The organism is Kaistia sp. MMO-174 (assembly GCF_037147815.1).
Taxonomy (GTDB): domain Bacteria; phylum Pseudomonadota; class Alphaproteobacteria; order Rhizobiales; family Kaistiaceae; genus Kaistia; species Kaistia nematophila.
Map to the genome: position 1 here is coordinate 592,422 of NZ_JBBCUO010000003.1, position 16,085 is coordinate 608,506.

Annotated in this window: 14 protein-coding genes; 9 read left to right on the forward strand and 5 right to left on the reverse strand. The window is 68.3% G+C overall.

All coding sequences use genetic code 11. From position 1 onward, the window contains the following. The first annotated feature begins 207 nt into the window (after window positions 1–207). Window positions 208–2,043, forward strand: a complete 1,836-nt coding sequence (locus WFK98_RS14800) for an ABC transporter ATP-binding protein (RefSeq protein ID WP_336800755.1) — start codon at window positions 208–210, stop codon at window positions 2,041–2,043. A 57-nt stretch (window positions 2,044–2,100) separates the two neighbouring features. Here the strand turns inward: WFK98_RS14800 and WFK98_RS14805 are convergent, their stop codons facing one another. Beyond that, window positions 2,101–2,490: an antibiotic biosynthesis monooxygenase gene (locus WFK98_RS14805; protein WP_336800756.1), complete on the reverse strand. Its 390-nt coding sequence runs from the start codon at window positions 2,488–2,490 to the stop codon at window positions 2,101–2,103. 162 nt (window positions 2,491–2,652) lie between these two features. Between WFK98_RS14805 and WFK98_RS14810 the strand changes: the two genes are divergently transcribed. The 4 genes from WFK98_RS14810 (at window position 2,653) to WFK98_RS14825 (ending at window position 6,180) form a co-directional block, all read left to right on the forward strand. Then, entirely contained in the window at window positions 2,653–3,201 is a 549-nt protein-coding gene (locus WFK98_RS14810) for a MarR family winged helix-turn-helix transcriptional regulator (RefSeq protein ID WP_336800757.1), read from the forward strand. 103 nt (window positions 3,202–3,304) lie between these two features. Continuing rightward, complete coding sequence (gene petA, locus WFK98_RS14815) at window positions 3,305–3,979, forward strand: ubiquinol-cytochrome c reductase iron-sulfur subunit (protein WP_420909667.1); 675 nt, start codon at window positions 3,305–3,307, stop codon at window positions 3,977–3,979. A 19-nt stretch (window positions 3,980–3,998) separates the two neighbouring features. Then, window positions 3,999–5,267, forward strand: a complete 1,269-nt coding sequence (locus tag WFK98_RS14820) for a cytochrome b (protein WP_266340785.1) — start codon at window positions 3,999–4,001, stop codon at window positions 5,265–5,267. A 25-nt stretch (window positions 5,268–5,292) separates the two neighbouring features. Then, on the forward strand, window positions 5,293–6,180 hold the full coding sequence (locus tag WFK98_RS14825; RefSeq protein WP_266340786.1) for a cytochrome c1: 888 nt from the start codon (window positions 5,293–5,295) through the stop codon (window positions 6,178–6,180). 58 nt (window positions 6,181–6,238) lie between these two features. On the opposite strand, the gene WFK98_RS14830 is transcribed toward WFK98_RS14825, so the two are convergent. The 4 genes from WFK98_RS14830 to WFK98_RS14845 are packed head-to-tail and all read right to left on the reverse strand — an operon-like array spanning window position 6,239 to window position 8,978. Beyond that, the gene (locus WFK98_RS14830) at window positions 6,239–7,426 is read right to left on the reverse strand and encodes a CCA tRNA nucleotidyltransferase (RefSeq protein ID WP_336800758.1); all 1,188 of its coding nucleotides are present in this window, start codon (window positions 7,424–7,426) and stop codon (window positions 6,239–6,241) included. Between the two features lie 44 nt (window positions 7,427–7,470). Continuing rightward, window positions 7,471–7,734 carry a DUF6111 family protein gene (locus WFK98_RS14835; RefSeq protein WP_336800759.1) on the reverse strand — a complete coding sequence of 88 codons (264 nt, stop codon included), beginning with the start codon at window positions 7,732–7,734 and terminating at the stop codon, window positions 7,471–7,473. Further along, window positions 7,735–8,373 carry a CoA pyrophosphatase gene (locus WFK98_RS14840; protein WP_266340789.1) on the reverse strand — a complete coding sequence of 213 codons (639 nt, stop codon included), beginning with the start codon at window positions 8,371–8,373 and terminating at the stop codon, window positions 7,735–7,737. Further along, window positions 8,370–8,978 (reverse strand): DUF1285 domain-containing protein, encoded by a 609-nt coding sequence (locus WFK98_RS14845; RefSeq protein WP_336800760.1) that lies wholly within the window; start codon window positions 8,976–8,978, stop codon window positions 8,370–8,372. The genes WFK98_RS14840 and WFK98_RS14845 overlap by 4 nt, the downstream gene beginning before the upstream one ends. A gap of 131 nt (window positions 8,979–9,109) precedes the next feature. Between WFK98_RS14845 and WFK98_RS14850 the strand changes: the two genes are divergently transcribed. From WFK98_RS14850 to WFK98_RS14865, 4 genes are read left to right on the forward strand one after another with little or no spacing between them, the layout of a single operon-like run. Beyond that, window positions 9,110–10,126 (forward strand): AAA family ATPase, encoded by a 1,017-nt coding sequence (locus tag WFK98_RS14850; protein ID WP_336800761.1) that lies wholly within the window; start codon window positions 9,110–9,112, stop codon window positions 10,124–10,126. After that, window positions 10,092–11,048 (forward strand): DUF58 domain-containing protein, encoded by a 957-nt coding sequence (locus WFK98_RS14855; RefSeq protein ID WP_266340792.1) that lies wholly within the window; start codon window positions 10,092–10,094, stop codon window positions 11,046–11,048. Before WFK98_RS14850 ends, WFK98_RS14855 begins: the two co-directional genes overlap by 35 nt. Next, window positions 11,045–13,870: a DUF4159 domain-containing protein gene (locus tag WFK98_RS14860; protein ID WP_336800762.1), complete on the forward strand. Its 2,826-nt coding sequence runs from the start codon at window positions 11,045–11,047 to the stop codon at window positions 13,868–13,870. Before WFK98_RS14855 ends, WFK98_RS14860 begins: the two co-directional genes overlap by 4 nt. Further along, entirely contained in the window at window positions 13,867–15,945 is a 2,079-nt protein-coding gene (locus tag WFK98_RS14865; protein ID WP_336800763.1) for a hypothetical protein, read from the forward strand. Before WFK98_RS14860 ends, WFK98_RS14865 begins: the two co-directional genes overlap by 4 nt. Window positions 15,946–16,085: the final 140 nt, after the last annotated feature.

Genomic DNA, 16,085 nt, shown 5'->3' on the forward strand with positions numbered 1-16,085 from the left:
GCGATGAACGCCACCTCCTGACGCTCCCCCGGCCCAACCGGCCAGTTTCCGGACTTTCCGTTTCTCGACCTGTCCGGTCCCCGGTACGCCAAGGCACCTCGCTACCGCCGGATGACGCGCCCTCTCCCGCCGGAGACGCGCGCCCTGCCTCCAACGTCGAGCCGCGCGCCCGAGGCGCGGACCAGCATCCAAACTCTGGACATTTCCATGTTCCGCTTCTTCGAATCCCGGATCGATCCGTTCCGCAGCCATGACGACAGCATGCCGCCGGCGACGCTGCTCGGCTTCTACCGGCGCTATTGCCTGCAGATCTGGCCCTATCTCCTCGTGCTGATGGCGATCGGCCTGATCGTGTCGCTGATCGAGATCGCGATGCTTCGCTATATCGGCTCCATCGTCGACCTCCTGAAGTCGACGAGCCCGAGCGAGATCCTCGCCGACTATGGCCCCACCTTCCTCTGGATGGGCTTCGTCATCGTCATCGCGCGGCCGCTCGCGGCGCTGGCGCATGACCTCGTCAACCAGCAGACCATCGCGCCGAACTTCACCAACCTGATCCGCTGGCAGACGCACCATTACGTCATGCGCCAGTCGATCACCTTCTTCGCCAACGACTTCGCCGGCCGCATCGCCTCGAAGATCGTGCAGACCGGCCCGGCGCTCCGCGAATCAGTCGTGCAGGTGATCGACGCGCTGTGGTTCGTCACCATCTTCGCCGGCTCGGCGCTGGTGATCTTCTGGAGCGCCGACTGGCGGCTCGCCATGCCGCTGCTCCTCTGGATCATCGCCTATGTCGCCACGCTCGCCTGGTTCGTGCCGCGCATCCGCGACCGCTCGACCATCATGTCGGAGATGCGCTCGCAACTGACCGGCCGCATCGTCGACAGCTACACCAACGTCCAGACGGTCAAGCTCTTCGCCCATCCCGAGCGCGAGGACGACTACGCCAAGGAGGCGCTGGTCGAGCATACTGCAGCCTTCAAGAACGAGACGCGGCTGATCACGGCGATGAATGCCACCGTGTCGAGCCTGAACGGCCTGCTGGTGATGGCGACCGGCACGCTCGCCGTCTGGCTGTGGACGTTCGACGCGATCACGCTCGGCGCCATCGCGGTGGCGGCCGGCCTCGCCATCCGCATCACCAACATGTCCGGCTGGATCATGTGGGTGGCGGTCGGCATCTTCGAGCAGATGGGCACCGTGCAGGAAGGACTGGAGACGATCGCCCGCCCCTATGACCTGCTCGACAAGCCCGCCGCGCCGCCGCTCGTCGCCAAAGAGGGCGAGATCCGCTTCGAGAATGTCCGCTTCCACTATGGCAAGGCGGGCGGCATCATCGAGGACCTGAGCTTCACCATCAACCCGGGCGAGAAGGTCGGGCTGGTGGGGCGATCGGGCGCCGGCAAGTCGACGCTCGTCAACCTCCTGCTCCGCTTCTACGACGTCGAGGCGGGGCGCGTGCTGATCGACGGGCAGAACGTCTCAGACGTGACCCAGGACAGTCTGCGCCAGCAGATCGGCCTCGTCACGCAGGACACTTCGCTTCTGCATCGTTCGGTGCGCGACAACATTCTCTACGGTCGCCCCGACGCTTCGGAAGCCGAGGTGATCGCGGCGGCACGGCAGGCACATGCCGACGGGTTCATCGAGGGGCTGAGCGATCCGCGCGGACGCCGGGGCCTCGACGCCCATGTCGGCGAGCGCGGCGTCAAGCTCTCGGGCGGCCAGCGGCAACGCATCGCCATCGCCCGCGTGCTTCTGAAGGATGCCCCGATCCTGATCCTCGACGAGGCGACCTCGGCGCTCGACTCGGAGGTCGAGGCCGCGATCCAGGAGAGCTTCGCGCGGCTGATGGAGAACAAGACGGTGATCGCAATCGCCCACCGCCTCTCCACCATCGCGGCGATGGATCGCCTGATCGTTCTCGACCAGGGCCATATCGTCGAGACGGGCAGCCACGAGGAGCTGCTGCGCCGGAACGGCCTCTATGCCAGCCTCTGGCACCGGCAGTCGGGCGGCTTCCTCGACCTGCATGCGAACTGAGTCGCGAGGACGGGGCGGCGGGATCGCCTGCCCCGTCCCTGTATGCCCGGCCCGGCATCAGAAGGCCGGGATACGGGAATAGCTGGCGATATCGGCGGTGATGCCGAGCCGCGCGATCATCGCCTGCCGGTCGAAACCGGTCTCGGCATGGTGCCGCGCCACCGCTTCGCTTACCCGACCGACGACGTCGGCGCTCGCCCACTCGACCAGGGTGACGATGTTGAAGACGCCCGGTCCCGAGTTCTGCTCGAGGATCATGTCCTGCAGGAACCCCTCCTGCTGCCGCAGCACGTCATGGGTGTCGCGGACGCGCCCCAGGAATTCGTCGCGGCCAGCGGCTGGGACGATGAACTTGTCGACGCGGTAGAGCGGTCCGGCCGCTGACGCCGGAGCTTCCTGATTCGCGCTCGACTCGGAAACGGGACTGCGGATGGCTGACTGGCTCATGACGATCTCCTTGCACTCCTTGCTGGAGGCACCCTCGTGCCGGACCGCGGGTCTGCGGCGGCGCTCAATTATATGCATGACTCATGCATATATATCAAGCAATGAGGAGGACCGCGCAATTCATTTTGCGCAAGGCGCCGTCGCCGATACTAGATTGCCGACATGAGCAGCACGCCCGAAGACGAGAATCGACGCCGGCTCGACCGGCTGATCACCGAAGCGCGGCGGCGCCTGGCGCAGGAGCCGGATCGCGCCGCCGACGTCGAACGGATCGATTCCGCGCTCGGCCGCATCCGCCGCAGCATGGCGCGGCAGTCGCTGGGCAGGCGCGTGCTTTCGGAACTCGGCGTGACGGATATCGACCCCGGCCTCGTCGAAGTCCTGCATGCCATCGTCTCGACCGAAGCCGAGGAGCCAGGCGCCGCCTCCATCGGCATGGTGGCGCAGGCGATGGGCGTGGATCCGTCGCAGGCGAGCCGGCTGGTGCGCGAGGCGGTCGCCGCGGGGCTCGTCATGCGAGTCGCAGCGCCGGAGGACGCCCGCCGCAGCGTGCTCCGCCTCTCGGAATTCGGCGCCGCGCTGATGGCCGGCACGCGCGATCACAAGCTCGCGCTGCTGCTCGAACACTTCAGCGACTGGTCGGAGCAGGATTTGGCCGAGTTTGCCCGCCTATTGGCGAGCTTCTCGTCGATCGCCCGTCCGAGCGGCTAAATCTGGCGATCCGTCCCGCGACAATGTGCGCATCGGGTGAGCGCTCTCTGGACATTCCTCGCGGTCGGTGGCTAAACAGCTTCTAATCTGAGCGATGGGGACCATGCCGGTTTTCCCATCACTTTCGGCCGGGCGTTCTGGACATCGCGTTGATGTGGGTCGCATACGGACGGTGACGACGGTAGCGCCCGCTTCCGAAGACTATGAGGGGATCATCTTGGCTGAAAATGCTACGGCAGAACCGACCCGCCGCGACTTTCTCTACATTGCGACCGGCGCAGTAGGCGCTGTCGGTGTCGCGGCCGCCGTCTGGCCTTTCATCAATCAGATGAATCCCGACGCGTCGGCATTGGCGCTCGCTTCCACGGAAGTCGACATCAGCGCCCTGCAACCCGGCGACTCGCTGACCGTGAAGTGGCGCGGCAAGCCGGTGGTCGTGCGTAACCGCACGCAGAAGGAAATCGACGACGCCAAGGCGGCCTCGCTGTCGGACCTCAAGGATCCGGTCGCGCGCAACGCCAACCTGCAGCTGGACGCGCCGGCGACCGACGCCAACCGCGCCGCCGCCGGCAAGGAAAACTGGTTCGTCATGGTCAATGTCTGCACCCATCTGGGCTGCATTCCGCTCGGCCAGTCGGGCTCGTTCAACGGCTGGTTCTGTCCGTGCCACGGTTCGGTCTACGACACCGCCGGCCGTATCCGCAGCGGCCCGGCCCCGGAGAATATGGCCATTCCGGTCTATTCCTTCCTGAGCGACACCAAGATCAAGATCGGCTGACCGGGGGAAAATCGAGATCATGTCCGGACCATCTACCTATCAGCCGCAGAACGCTTTCCTGAAGTGGTTCGAGGCGCGCCTGCCGATCGGCGGGCTCATCCATTCGTCGTTCATCGTGTTCCCCAATCCGCGGAACCTGAACTACTGGTGGACCTTCGGCGGCATCCTGGCGTTCATGCTGGTCGCGCAGATCGTCACCGGCGTCGTGCTGGTGATGCACTACACGCCGCACACGACGCTGGCCTTCTCGTCCGTTGAAGGCATCATGCGCGACGTGAACTATGGCTGGCTGCTGCGCTACCTGCACGCCAACGGCGCGTCGATGTTCTTCATCGCCGTCTACGTCCATATCTTCCGCGGCCTCTACTACGGCTCCTACAAGGCGCCGCGCGAGGTGCTGTGGATCCTCGGCATGATCATCTTCCTGCTGATGATGGCCACGGGCTTCATGGGCTACGTGCTGCCGTGGGGACAGATGTCCTTCTGGGGCGCCACCGTGATCACGAACCTCTTCTCGGCGATCCCGATCGTCGGCGAGACCATCGTGACCTGGCTGTGGGGCGGCTTCTCGGTCGACAACCCGACCCTGAACCGGTTCTTCTCGCTGCACTACCTGCTGCCGTTCATGATCGCCGGCGTCGTCGTCCTGCACATCTGGGCGCTGCACATCCCCGGCTCGAACAACCCGACCGGCGTGTCCGTCAAGGACAAGCAGGACACCCTGCCCTTCCATCCCTACTTCACCGTCAAGGATGCGCTCGGCCTGGTCGTGTTCCTGATCGTCTACATGTGGTTCGTGTTCTACCTGCCGAACTACATGGGCCATCCGGACAACTACACCGCGGCCAACCCGCTCGTGACGCCGGCGCACATTGTTCCGGAATGGTACTTCCTGCCGTTCTACGCGATCCTGCGCTCGATCCCGGACAAGCTGGGCGGCGTCATCGCGATGTTCGGCGCCATCGCCGTGCTGTTCGTGGTTCCCTGGCTCGACACCTCGAAGGTCCGTTCGGCCAATTTCCGCCCGCTCTATCGCCAGTTCTTCTGGATCCTGGTGCTCGTTTCGATCGGCCTCGGCTATCTCGGCTCGCGTCCGGCGGAAGGCGGATACGTCATCGCTTCGCGTATCCTGACGGTCTACTACTTCTTCCACTTCCTGGTGATCCTGCCGCTGCTCGGCCTGTTCGAGAAGCCGAAGCCTCTGCCCGCCTCGATCACCGAGTCGGTTCTCGGCAAGGGTGCGGCCAACGTCACCGCCGGTGCGCCTGCCGCGCCGCAGACCAAGTAAGCCGCGAGAGGATCACGGATCGATCATGATGAAGACCCTTTCCGAGAAAATCGCGCGGTTCGGTCTGGCTCTGTCCCTCAGCGTCGCTTCGGCGACGCTGGTGGCCGGCCCCGTCAGCGCCGCCGAGGAAGCGGCGCACGAGACGCCGCACTACCCGATCGTCCATCCGACGCAGGAGCCCTGGAGCTTCGCCGGCGTGTTCGGCAAGTTCGACACGGCCCAGCTGCAGCGCGGCTACCAGGTCTACAAGGAAGTCTGCTCCGCCTGTCACTCGATGAACCTGATGAGCTTCCGCAACCTGGGTCAGCCCGGCGGACCGCACTTCAGCGAGGCACAGGTCAAGGCGCTTGCCGCGACCTTCCAGGTGCAGGACGGCCCGAACGACGCCGGCGACATGTTCGAGCGCGCCGCCCGTCCGTCCGACCGCTTCCCGGCGCCCTTCCCCAATCCGGAAGCCGCCGCCGCCGCCAACAACGGCAAGGCCCCGCCGGACCTGTCGCTGATGGGCAAGGCGCGCGCCGTCGAGCGTGGTTTCCCCTGGTTCCTGCTGGATATCTTCACCCAGTACCAGGAAGGCGGCCCCGACTACATCCACGGCCTGCTGACCGGCTACAAGGAGCCGCCGGCGGGTACGGAAGTCGGCCCCGGCCTGCACTACAATGTCGGCTTCGGCAGCGGCTCGGCGATCGCCATGGCCCCGCCGCTCTCCGACGGCCAGGTGACCTATTCGGACGGTACGCCCGAGACGGTCGACCAGTACTCGCGCGACGTAGCGGCCTTCCTGATGTGGACGGCGGAGCCGCATCTCGACGCCCGCAAGCGCATCGGCTTCCAGGTGATCATCTTCCTGATCGTCTTCGCCGGCCTGCTCTACTTCGCCAAGAAGAAGATCTGGTCGAAGGTCGCGCACTAAGCGCCGCCGCTGCGACACGAAATCGAAAGGGCCCCGTCGGGGCCCTTTTTTTTTCGTCTCACGACTGCGGCTGGTAGCTCGCGAGGAAGGCCCGCAGCCGTTCCCGCAATTCGCCGGCGTCGGCGCGAAAATCCTCGGCGATCCAGCCCCGCTCCATGTGCTTCAGCAGCAGCCCGACCAGGGGGCCGCGATCGACGCCGAGTTCGACGACGTCGCGGCCGGACAGGGGAAAGGTCGGAATCGCCCATTCCAGGGCGGCAACCCCGCGCGATGCGACGTCATCCGCGGCGAGCCTTCCCTTCGCTCCGGCGAGCGCCAGGCCATCGAGAAACGCCGCCGTTCCGATCCGGTAGAGCGCCGCGTGATCGCCCTCGGCCGGGATCGACGCCGCCTCCAGGCCCGCCGCCAGCGCGGCGCGCATGCGGGTTCGCTCGGCGTTGGAGAGACGGAAGCGCTGGGCGATGCGATCGACATCCTCCTGCACGCGCCCGAACAGCACCGCAAGGCGCAGCGGCGCCGATGCCGGCTCGCCGCGCTCGAACGTCGGCAGCCGCGAAAAGGCGACGAGATCGCCGACACCGGCGGCGATCAGAGGCAGGATGCCGCTCTCCTGCATGACGGCGACGGTCGGGACCGCGCCTTCGGCGATGACCAGCCGACGCATTTCCTGGCCGACCCGCTCGGCCGAGAGCTCGGCCAGGTCGTGGCGCGCGCGGATCGTCGCCGAGAGCCCCTCCGCGTCGGGAGCGCCGGCGCCATAGGCGGCATGGAAGCGGAAGAAGCGCAGCGCCCGCAGCCGGTCCTCCGCGATCCGGCGCTCGGCCGAACCGATGAAGCGCACCCGGCGCGCCGCGATGTCGGCGAGCCCGCCGACCGGATCATGCAGCCTTCCGTCGAGATCGACCGACAGCGCGTTGATGGTGAAGTCACGCCGCTCCGCATCGGCCTGCCAGTCGCGGCCGAAACGCACGACGGCGCGGCGACCGTCGGTCTCGACATCCTCGCGCAGCGTCGTCACCTCGACGACGTGGCGATGGCCGATGACCGTCACCGTGCCGTGCTCGACGCCGGTCGGCGCGACCTTCAGTCCCGCCGCCTCGGCTCGCGCGATCACCGTCTCCGGGGGGGCGGTCGTAGCGACGTCGACATCGGCGAGCGGCAAACCCATCAGCGTGTTGCGCACGGCCCCGCCGATGACCCGCGCCTCCTCGCCATCCGACGAGAGCAGGCCCAGAACCTGGCTCACCAGCGGATCCGCAAGGAATCCGGCGTCGCGTAGATCCGGCGCGCTCAATCGAAGCCGCCTGGGACGAGCTTGCCGTCCCGGAACTCGGCCGGATGATATGTCGTGCCAACGCTGCCGCCGGAGAAATGCACCAGCCCGAGCACCGCGATCAGCACGAGGACGACGCCGGCGGCCGACAGCCGCGACAGCACCGGATAGGACCAGTCGTCCCGCCGCAGGGCCTGTCCTGGCGCCAGTTGCCGCCAGCCGGCATAGACCAGAAACGGCGCCAGGAAGCACAAAAGCGTAATGGCGAGAAATCTCAGCATCTACCGAAAGAGTCTCTCATAGAGACCGCGGATGATCCCGGCGGTCACGCCCCAGATATGGTGCTCGTCATATGGCATTTCGTAGAGCGAATGGCGAACTCCATCGAATTCCCGGCTGATCGTCTGGTGGTTTTCCGGCGTCATCAGGAAAGAGAGCGGTACTTCGAAGGTGGCGTCAACCTCGCCGGGGTTCAGCACCAGATGATGATCGGGCGCCACCCGCGCCACGATGGCGGTGATGCGATAGCCGGTGCCGGCGATATAGGGGTCGAGCGCGCCGATCGGATCGACCAGCCCCGGATCGAGGCCGATCTCCTCCTGCGCCTCGCGCAGCGCGGCCGCCGTCGCGTCCGCGTCGGTCGGATCGATCTTGCCGCCGGGAAAGGCGATCTGGCCGGGATGCTTGCGCAGCTGCATCGTCCGACGTGTCATCAGCACCGTCGCCTCGCTGCGCTCGACCACCGGAATGAGCACCGCCGCCTCGCGCCAGACGAAGCCCTTGGGAGGCACGAACTCCGGGTTGATCACCGGCTCCCTCGGAAGGGCGACGAGCGGATGATCGAGCGGCCGCAACAGCTTGCGCGCCCTGGCGAAGAAATGGTCCGGCCGGAACGGATCGTCGGAATCGAGCTGCGTCACGGCGTCACCGACGCTTCTGCCCGGCCAATAACGAAGAAGTGACCGGCCGAAAGGAGGCCGATCTCATCGCCCCGCTGCTCGAAATGCCGGGCCAGTTCATGCACCACCGGCCGCGCAAGCCGCGCCTCGAGCCCGCCACGGACGAGCACATAGGGAACCAGGCCGTCGTCCGACGCATCGGTGGCGATGCGCAGCGGATGTTCGGCATCGACCGTGACGACGTCGCCGACATTGGTGCGCAGAATCAGCCTTTGCGCCTCCCCTTCCCCGTCGATGGCCATCTCCACGGCGATGAAAGGCACGTCTTCCACCGTGATCGTCAGCTTTTCGGCCGGGGTGACGAGAACATGGCTGCCATCGGGCTCGCGCCGGAGCACGGTGGAGAACAGCCGGACCAGCGCCTCGCGCTGGATCGGCCGCCCCTCGTGATGCCAGCCGCCCTGATGGTCGATGCGAATGTCGCTGGCGCCGCAATGGGCCGGATTCCAGAGATGGACCGGAGCGGGGCCGCGCAAGCCGCCGGCGCGCTCGATCAGTCCATCGAGGGCCGAACCATGCGCCGAAACGTCCTCGGCCTTGGTTTCGCCCTGCTTTGTCACTGACATGCTAAGTATCATCCTTCCGTGCAGGGCGGTGCAGCCAGAGGCTGACGACGCCATGCCGGTCGTGCGAAGATTGTACGCGGATCGAGTCACTCGATCTCGTCGCGACCGTAACCGAAACTATATGGGCCGATATGAGCGCGTTCAATCAGACCTCCATCGCCGACATCAATCCGGGACGCACGATCGCGGAAGCCGACGCGGCGGTCGCCACCATCAAGGCGGCCCGCGAGGCGATCGGCAAGGTGATCTACGGCCAGGAAGCCGTCGTCGAGCGCGTGCTGGTGACGCTGCTTTCGGGCGGCCACGGCCTGCTCGTCGGCGTGCCCGGCCTCGCCAAGACCAAGCTGGTCGAGACGCTCGGCATCGTGCTCGGCCTTGAGGAGCGCCGCGTCCAGTTCACGCCCGACCTGATGCCGTCCGACATCCTCGGCTCCGAGGTGATGGACCAGGACGAAAGCGGCCGCCGCTCGTTCCGCTTCCTGAAGGGCCCTGTCTTCGGCCAGCTCCTGATGGCCGACGAGATCAACCGCGCCAGCCCGCGCACGCAATCCGCGCTGCTGCAGGCCATGCAGGAATATCACGTCACCGTCGCCGGACAGCGCTACGACCTGCCGAGCCCCTTCCATGTGCTCGCGACCCAGAACCCGCTCGAGCAGGAAGGCACCTATCCGCTGCCGGAGGCCCAGCTCGACCGCTTCCTGTTGCAGATCGACGTGCTCTATCCCGATCGCGACGCCGAGCGGCGCATGCTGTTCGAGACGACCGGCGCCAGCGACGCGGTCGCGGAGCGGATCACCGACGCGCAAGCGCTGAAGGCGATCCAGCAATTGGTCCGCCGCCTGCCGATCGGCGAAAGCGTCGTAGAGGCCATCCTCAATCTGGTTCGCTCGGCACGTCCGGGCGAAATCGCGGACAGCAAGCTCTCCGGCGTCATTGCCTGGGGGCCGGGCCCGCGCGCCAGCCAGGCGCTGATGCTCGCCGTCCGCGCCCGCGCGCTGATCGACGGGCGCTACGCGCCTTCCGTCGACGACGTGATCGCGCTGGCCGAACCGGTGCTGCAGCACCGCATGAGCCTGAGCTTCGCGGCACGGGCCGATGGCCTCTCGGTGCGCGATGTCATCGGGACCCTCAAGTCACGAATCGGGTGACGTTTTGAACGAAGCACGCGCTTCCGTGCAGACATCCAGTCGTGTCGGAACGAATCTGGCTGAAGCCAAGGGATTGGCGGCCAGCCTGCCGGATCTGCTCGTCGAGGCGCGCCGCGTCGCGACCACGGTTCTGGCCGGCTGGCATGGCCGCCGCCGCGCCGGTCCAGGCGAGACGTTCTGGCAGTTCCGTCCCTTCGTGGCGGGCGAAGCGCCCGGCCGCATCGACTGGCGCCGCTCCGCGCGTGACGATCATTTCTATATCCGCGAACGCGAGTGGGAAGCCGCCCACACCGTCTGGCTTTCCGCCGACCTGTCGCGCTCGATGGACTTCCGCTCGAAGCTCGCGCTCGCCTCCAAGCGCGATCGCGCCGTCGTGCTGCTGCTGGCGCTGGGCGACCTGCTGGCCGCCGCCGGCGAACGCATCGGGCTGCTCGGGCTGAGCGATCCGATCCTGGCGCGCAATGCGGCCGAGCGACTGGCCGAAACGCTGATGCATTTCGATACCGAACAGTCGGCCTTTCCCTCCGCCATGCGGCTTGGCCGGTTCGCCGACCTCGTCGTGATCGGCGATTTCCTCGATCCGATCGACGAGATCGAGGCCCGACTCGCCGATTACGCCCGCCATGGCGCGACCGTGCATCTGGTCGAGATCCGCGATCCGGTGGAAGAGATCTTCCCCTATGCCGGACGAACAGAGTTTCGCGATCCGGAGACCGGCGCGCTCTACACGATCGGCCGCGCCGAGCAGATCGGCGAGGAATACCGCAACCGCCTTCTGGCCCGCCGCGAGACGCTGGCCGCGACCTGCCGCCGGCTCGGCTGGAGCTACCTGACCCATCGCACTGACCGCCCGGCGACCGAGCCGCTGCTGGCGCTGCATGCGCGCCTTTCCACGCGCACGACGCAGGGAGACCGGCCATGATCGCCGGCCTGCCGCTCGCCTTCGGTGCGCCCCTGGTTCTGGCCGCGCTCGTGCTGCTGCCGGCCATCTGGTGGCTCCTCAAGCTGACGCCGCCGCGTCCACGCCTCGAGAGCTTCCCGCCGACCCGCATCCTCGCCGAGATAGCGCCGCGCGACGAACAGCCCTCGCGCAGCCCGTGGTGGCTGACGGCCCTGCGGCTGCTGCTCGCCGCGCTCGTCATCCTGGCGCTGGCCGCGCCGATCTGGCGCCCGACCGGCGAAAGCGTGCCCGGCTCCGGCCCCCTGCTCGTCGTCATCGACAACGACTGGGCTTCGGCGCGCGACTGGACGACCCGGATCGACACGGCCCGCCGCATCGTGACGATGGCCGAGAGCGCCGGCCGGCCGGTCGGGCTGATCGCGACGGCCGAGCCGCCGAACCAGGAGATCACGCCGACCGACGCCGCCGCCATCCGCGCCCGCCTCGACGCGCTGGTGCCCCGCCCCTATCCGGCCAACCGCGCCGCCATCGCCGCCGCGCTGCAATCGGCCGCGCCCGCCGCGGCGTTCGGCGGCGTCGCCTGGCTCTCGAATGGCCTTGGCGGCAGCGATGCCGAGGCGTTCGGCCGTTTCCTCGATACCTCGGTCAAGGCGCCGGTGACGATCTATGGCCGCGACGGCAAGTCCCTGCTCGGACTGGCCGCCCCCGTCGCCACCGCCGACGCGCTGACGCTGAGCGTTTTGCGCGGCGACGGCGAGGCCGTCGGCAGCGGCACCCTGGTCGCCCGCGACATGAAGGGGCGGTCGGTCAGCGAGGCGCCATTCGCGTTCAAGACCGGCGAAAAGCGCACCGACGCCGTCTTCACCCTGCCGGCCGAGCTGCGCAACGAGATCGTCCGGGTCGAGATCGCCGGCCAGCAGACGGCCGGCGCCGTGCAATTGCTCGACGATCGCTTCAAGCGCCGGCGGATCGGCCTGATCTCCGGCGCGTCGAGCGACAATGCGCAGCCGCTGCTGTCGCCGCTCTACTACATCAGCCGCGCCGTGCAGCCCTTCGCCGACGTGATCGAGCCGCGCGACGCCAATGCGGCGCTCGCCGTGCCGCAGATGATCGAGGGCGGCTCGGCTGTTATCGCCATGGCCGACATCGGCACGCTGACGCCGGATGTCGAGGACAAGCTCGCGACCTGGGTCGAGGCGGGCGGCACGCTGCTGCGCTTCGCCGGGCCGCGCCTCGCCGCGGCCAGCGCCCAGGCCGACAACCTCATCCCGGTGCGCCTGCGCGAAGGCGGCCGCGTGCTCGGCGGCAGCCTGTCCTGGTCGACGCCGCAGCCGCTCGCCAGCTTCTCCGCCAACAGCCCGTTCGCCGGGCTCGCCATCGCGCCGGATATCGAGGTGCGCCGCCAGGTGCTGGCCGAGCCGGACGCCAACCTGCCCACCCGCACCTGGGCGGCGCTCGCCGACGGCACGCCGCTCGTAACCGCCGCGCCGCTCGGCAAGGGATGGCTGATCCTGTTCCACGTCACCGCCGACTCCAGCTGGTCGAACCTGCCGCTCTCCGGCACCTTCGTGGAGATGCTGCGCCGGATTTCCGCCTTCGCCTCTGTGCCCCTGATGCAGGACAATGCAGCCAAGACGGTCGAGGGATCGGCGGGCGCGACGCTGCCGCCCTACCGGCTGCTCGACGGCTTCGGCCATTTCGTCGCGAGCGATCCGATGGCCCGGCCGCTGCCCGCGTCCGGCGCCCCGGTCGAGCCGAGCCGCGAGCATCCGCCCGGCCTCTATGGCGGCGAGGACGGCTTCCGCGCCATCAATGTGCTGGCGCCCGACGCAACGTTGCCGCCGCTCGACGTCGGCGCCATGACCGGCGCCGAGCTCCGACCCTATCCGACCACGGCGCCGACCGACCTGTCGCCCTGGCTGCTGCTCGCGGCGTTCGTCTGCCTGGTCGCCGACGCGCTCGCCGTGCTGTGGCTGAACGGCGGCCTGCGGGTGCGCCGTCACGCGACCGCTTCCGTTATCCTCCTGTTAACCCTGGCGCACGCTTTTGCCCCGCCGCCGGCCCGCGCCGATGCGGCGAGCGACCAGTTCGCCATGGACGCGGTGAACAAGTCGCGCCTCGCCTATGTCCGCACCGGCAATGCCGAGATCGACGACATGAGCGAGGCCGGCCTCGCCGGCCTGTCGCGGGCGCTCTCCGCCCGCACCGCGATGGAGCCGGACAATCCGCTCGGCGTCGACGTCGAGAAGGACGAGTTGAGCTTCTTCCCGCTGCTCTACTGGCCGATCGACCCGGCCTCGCCTATGCCCTCCTCGGCGACGCTCGCCAAGATCGACGCCTATATGAAGCAGGGCGGCTCGATCCTGTTCGATACCCGCGACGAGCTCGACCGCGCGCCCGGCTCGACCGGCTTCGGCGGCACGCCGGCGGCCGAGCGGCTGCGCGCCATGCTTTCCGGCCTAGACATCCCGCCGCTCGAACCGGTGCCCGGCAACCACGTCCTGACCAAGGCCTTCTACCTGCTCGAGGACTTTCCCGGCCGCTACAGCGGCGGCCCGCTCTGGGTCGAAGCGTCGCCGCCCGAGACCGACGCGAACGCGGCCCAGCGCCCGGCCCGACCCGGCGACGGCGTCTCGTCGATCCTGATCACCGAGAATGACATGGCGGCCGCCTGGGCGACCGATCCCGACGGCCGCTATCTGGTGCCGACCGTGCCGCCCGACCCGCGCCAGCGCGAGATGGCCTATCGGACCGGCATCAACATCGTCATGTACACCCTGACCGGCAACTACAAGGCCGATCAGGTCCATGTGCCGGCCCTGCTTGAGAGGTTGGGCCAGTGAATTGGTCGATCACCTTCGCGCCGCTGATCCCGCTGCCCTGGCTGGTCGCAGTGGCCGTCCTCGGCCTTCTCGCCGTGGCGCCGCTGCTGCTGCGGCGTCTGCGCGGCGGCTGGCTGCGCCTGCTGGCACTCGCGGCCCTTCTCGCCGCCCTCTCCGGCCCCGTCCTGCTCGCCGAGGATCGGCAGCCGCTCCCCACCGTCGTCGCGCTCGTCGTCGACAAGAGCGCCAGCCAGGATCTCGACGGCCGCGCCAGGATGACCGAGGAAGCGCGTGCGGCGCTGGAAAAGCGCTTCGGCGAGCTGCGCAGCCTCGATCTGCGCGTCATCGAGGCCGGCGGCAAGACCGGCGGCGCGCCCGTCGACGGCACGGAACTGTTCTCGGCCATCTCGGCCGCGCTCGCCGACGTCGCGCCGGAACGCCTCGGCGCCGTCGTCATGCTGACCGACGGCGAGGTGCATGACGTGCCGATGCCGCCGAACTCCCCCTTCGGCGGCGCGCCGCTGCATGCGCTGATTTCCGGTCACGACAACGAGCGCGACCGCCAGATGGTGATCCGCTCGGCGCCGCGCTTCGCCATCGTCGACGAGAACCAGACGATCGAGTACAGCGTCATCGACCAGGGCGCCCCCTCCAACGACCCGGTCCGCGTCACCATCAGCCTCGACGGCGAGCCGCTCGCCACCGAGACGGTGACGCCGGGCGCGATCAACCGATTCCCGATCCGGATCGGCCACGCGGGACAGAACATCTACGAATTCGAGGCCGCCCCGCTCGAGGGCGAACTCACCGCCGTCAACAACCGCGCCGCCGCCGTCATCGACGGCATCCGCGAAAACCTGCGCGTGCTCCTGGTCTCGGGCGAGCCACATGCCGGCGAGCGGATCTGGCGCAACCTGCTGAAGTCGGACGCCTCGGTCGACCTCGTCCACTTCACCATCCTGCGCCCGCCGGAGAAGCAGGACGGCACGCCGATCAACGAACTGTCGCTGATCGCCTTCCCGACGCGCGAGCTGTTCTCGGTTAAGATCGACCAGTTCGACCTGATCATCTTCGACCGCTACGCCCAGCGCGGCGTACTGCCGACGATCTATTTCGACAACATCGCCCGCTATGTCCGCGACGGCGGCGCGCTGCTCGTCGCCTCGGGACCGGACTACGCCTCGGACGACAGTCTCTGGAACACGCCGCTCGCCGACGTGCTGCCGGCGGCGCCAACGGGCCGCGTCATCGAAAAGCCCTTCCTGCCGCGCGTCACCGATCTCGGCGGCCGCCACCCGGTCACCCGCGGCCTCGAAGGCGCCGACACCGAGCCGCCCCGCTGGAGCCGCTGGTTCCGCCAGATCGAGGTCGACAAGCCGAGCGGCGAGACGATCCTGAAGGGCGTCGACGATGATCCGCTGCTGGTGCTCGACCGCGAGGGCAAGGGCCGGGTGGCGCTGATGCTGTCCGACCAGGTCTGGCTGTGGGCGCGCGGCTATGAGGGCGGCGGCCCGCATGTCGACCTGCTGCGCCGGCTGGCGCACTGGCTGATGAAGGAGCCCGACCTCGAGGAAGAGGCGCTGCGGGCGACGGCGCGCGGCGCCACCCTCGTCATCGACCGCCAGACCATGCAGGAGACGATCGGCCCGGTCACGGTCATCGCCCCCTCCGGCGCGCGCAGGACGCTGACGCTCGCGCCCGACGCGCCCGGCCGCTTCCATGGCGAGATGCCGGCCGACGAGATCGGCCTGTGGCGGGTCGAGGACGGCGAGCATCGGGCCTTCGCCCATGTCGGCCCGGCCAATCCGCGCGAATTCACCGACGTGCTGTCGAGCTTCGACAAGCTGCAGCCCGTGGTGGACGCGACCGGTGGCCACATGGCGCGCATGGTGACGGCGGACGGCAAGCTCGATACGCCGCGCATCGTGCCGGTGCGCCCGGGCCGCGCCATGGCCGGCCGCGACTGGATGGGAATCCGCATGACGGACGCGTCAGTGCTCAGGGGTGTCGACCGCTGGCCGCTGTTCTCCGGCTTCCTCGGCCTCGCCGCCCTGCTCGGCGTCATGGCGGCGACCTGGTACCGCGAAGGGCGGTAGGCTTTTCCCGTAGCAAGGCCCTCACCCAACCCTCGCCCGCAAGCGAGCGAGGACTTTTCGGCCCGAGGCCCGCCGGCCGTCCTGAGCCGGAGGCGCTCGTCCCTTCGCCCGCTTGCGGGAGAAGGGCGGTGTGAGGGACT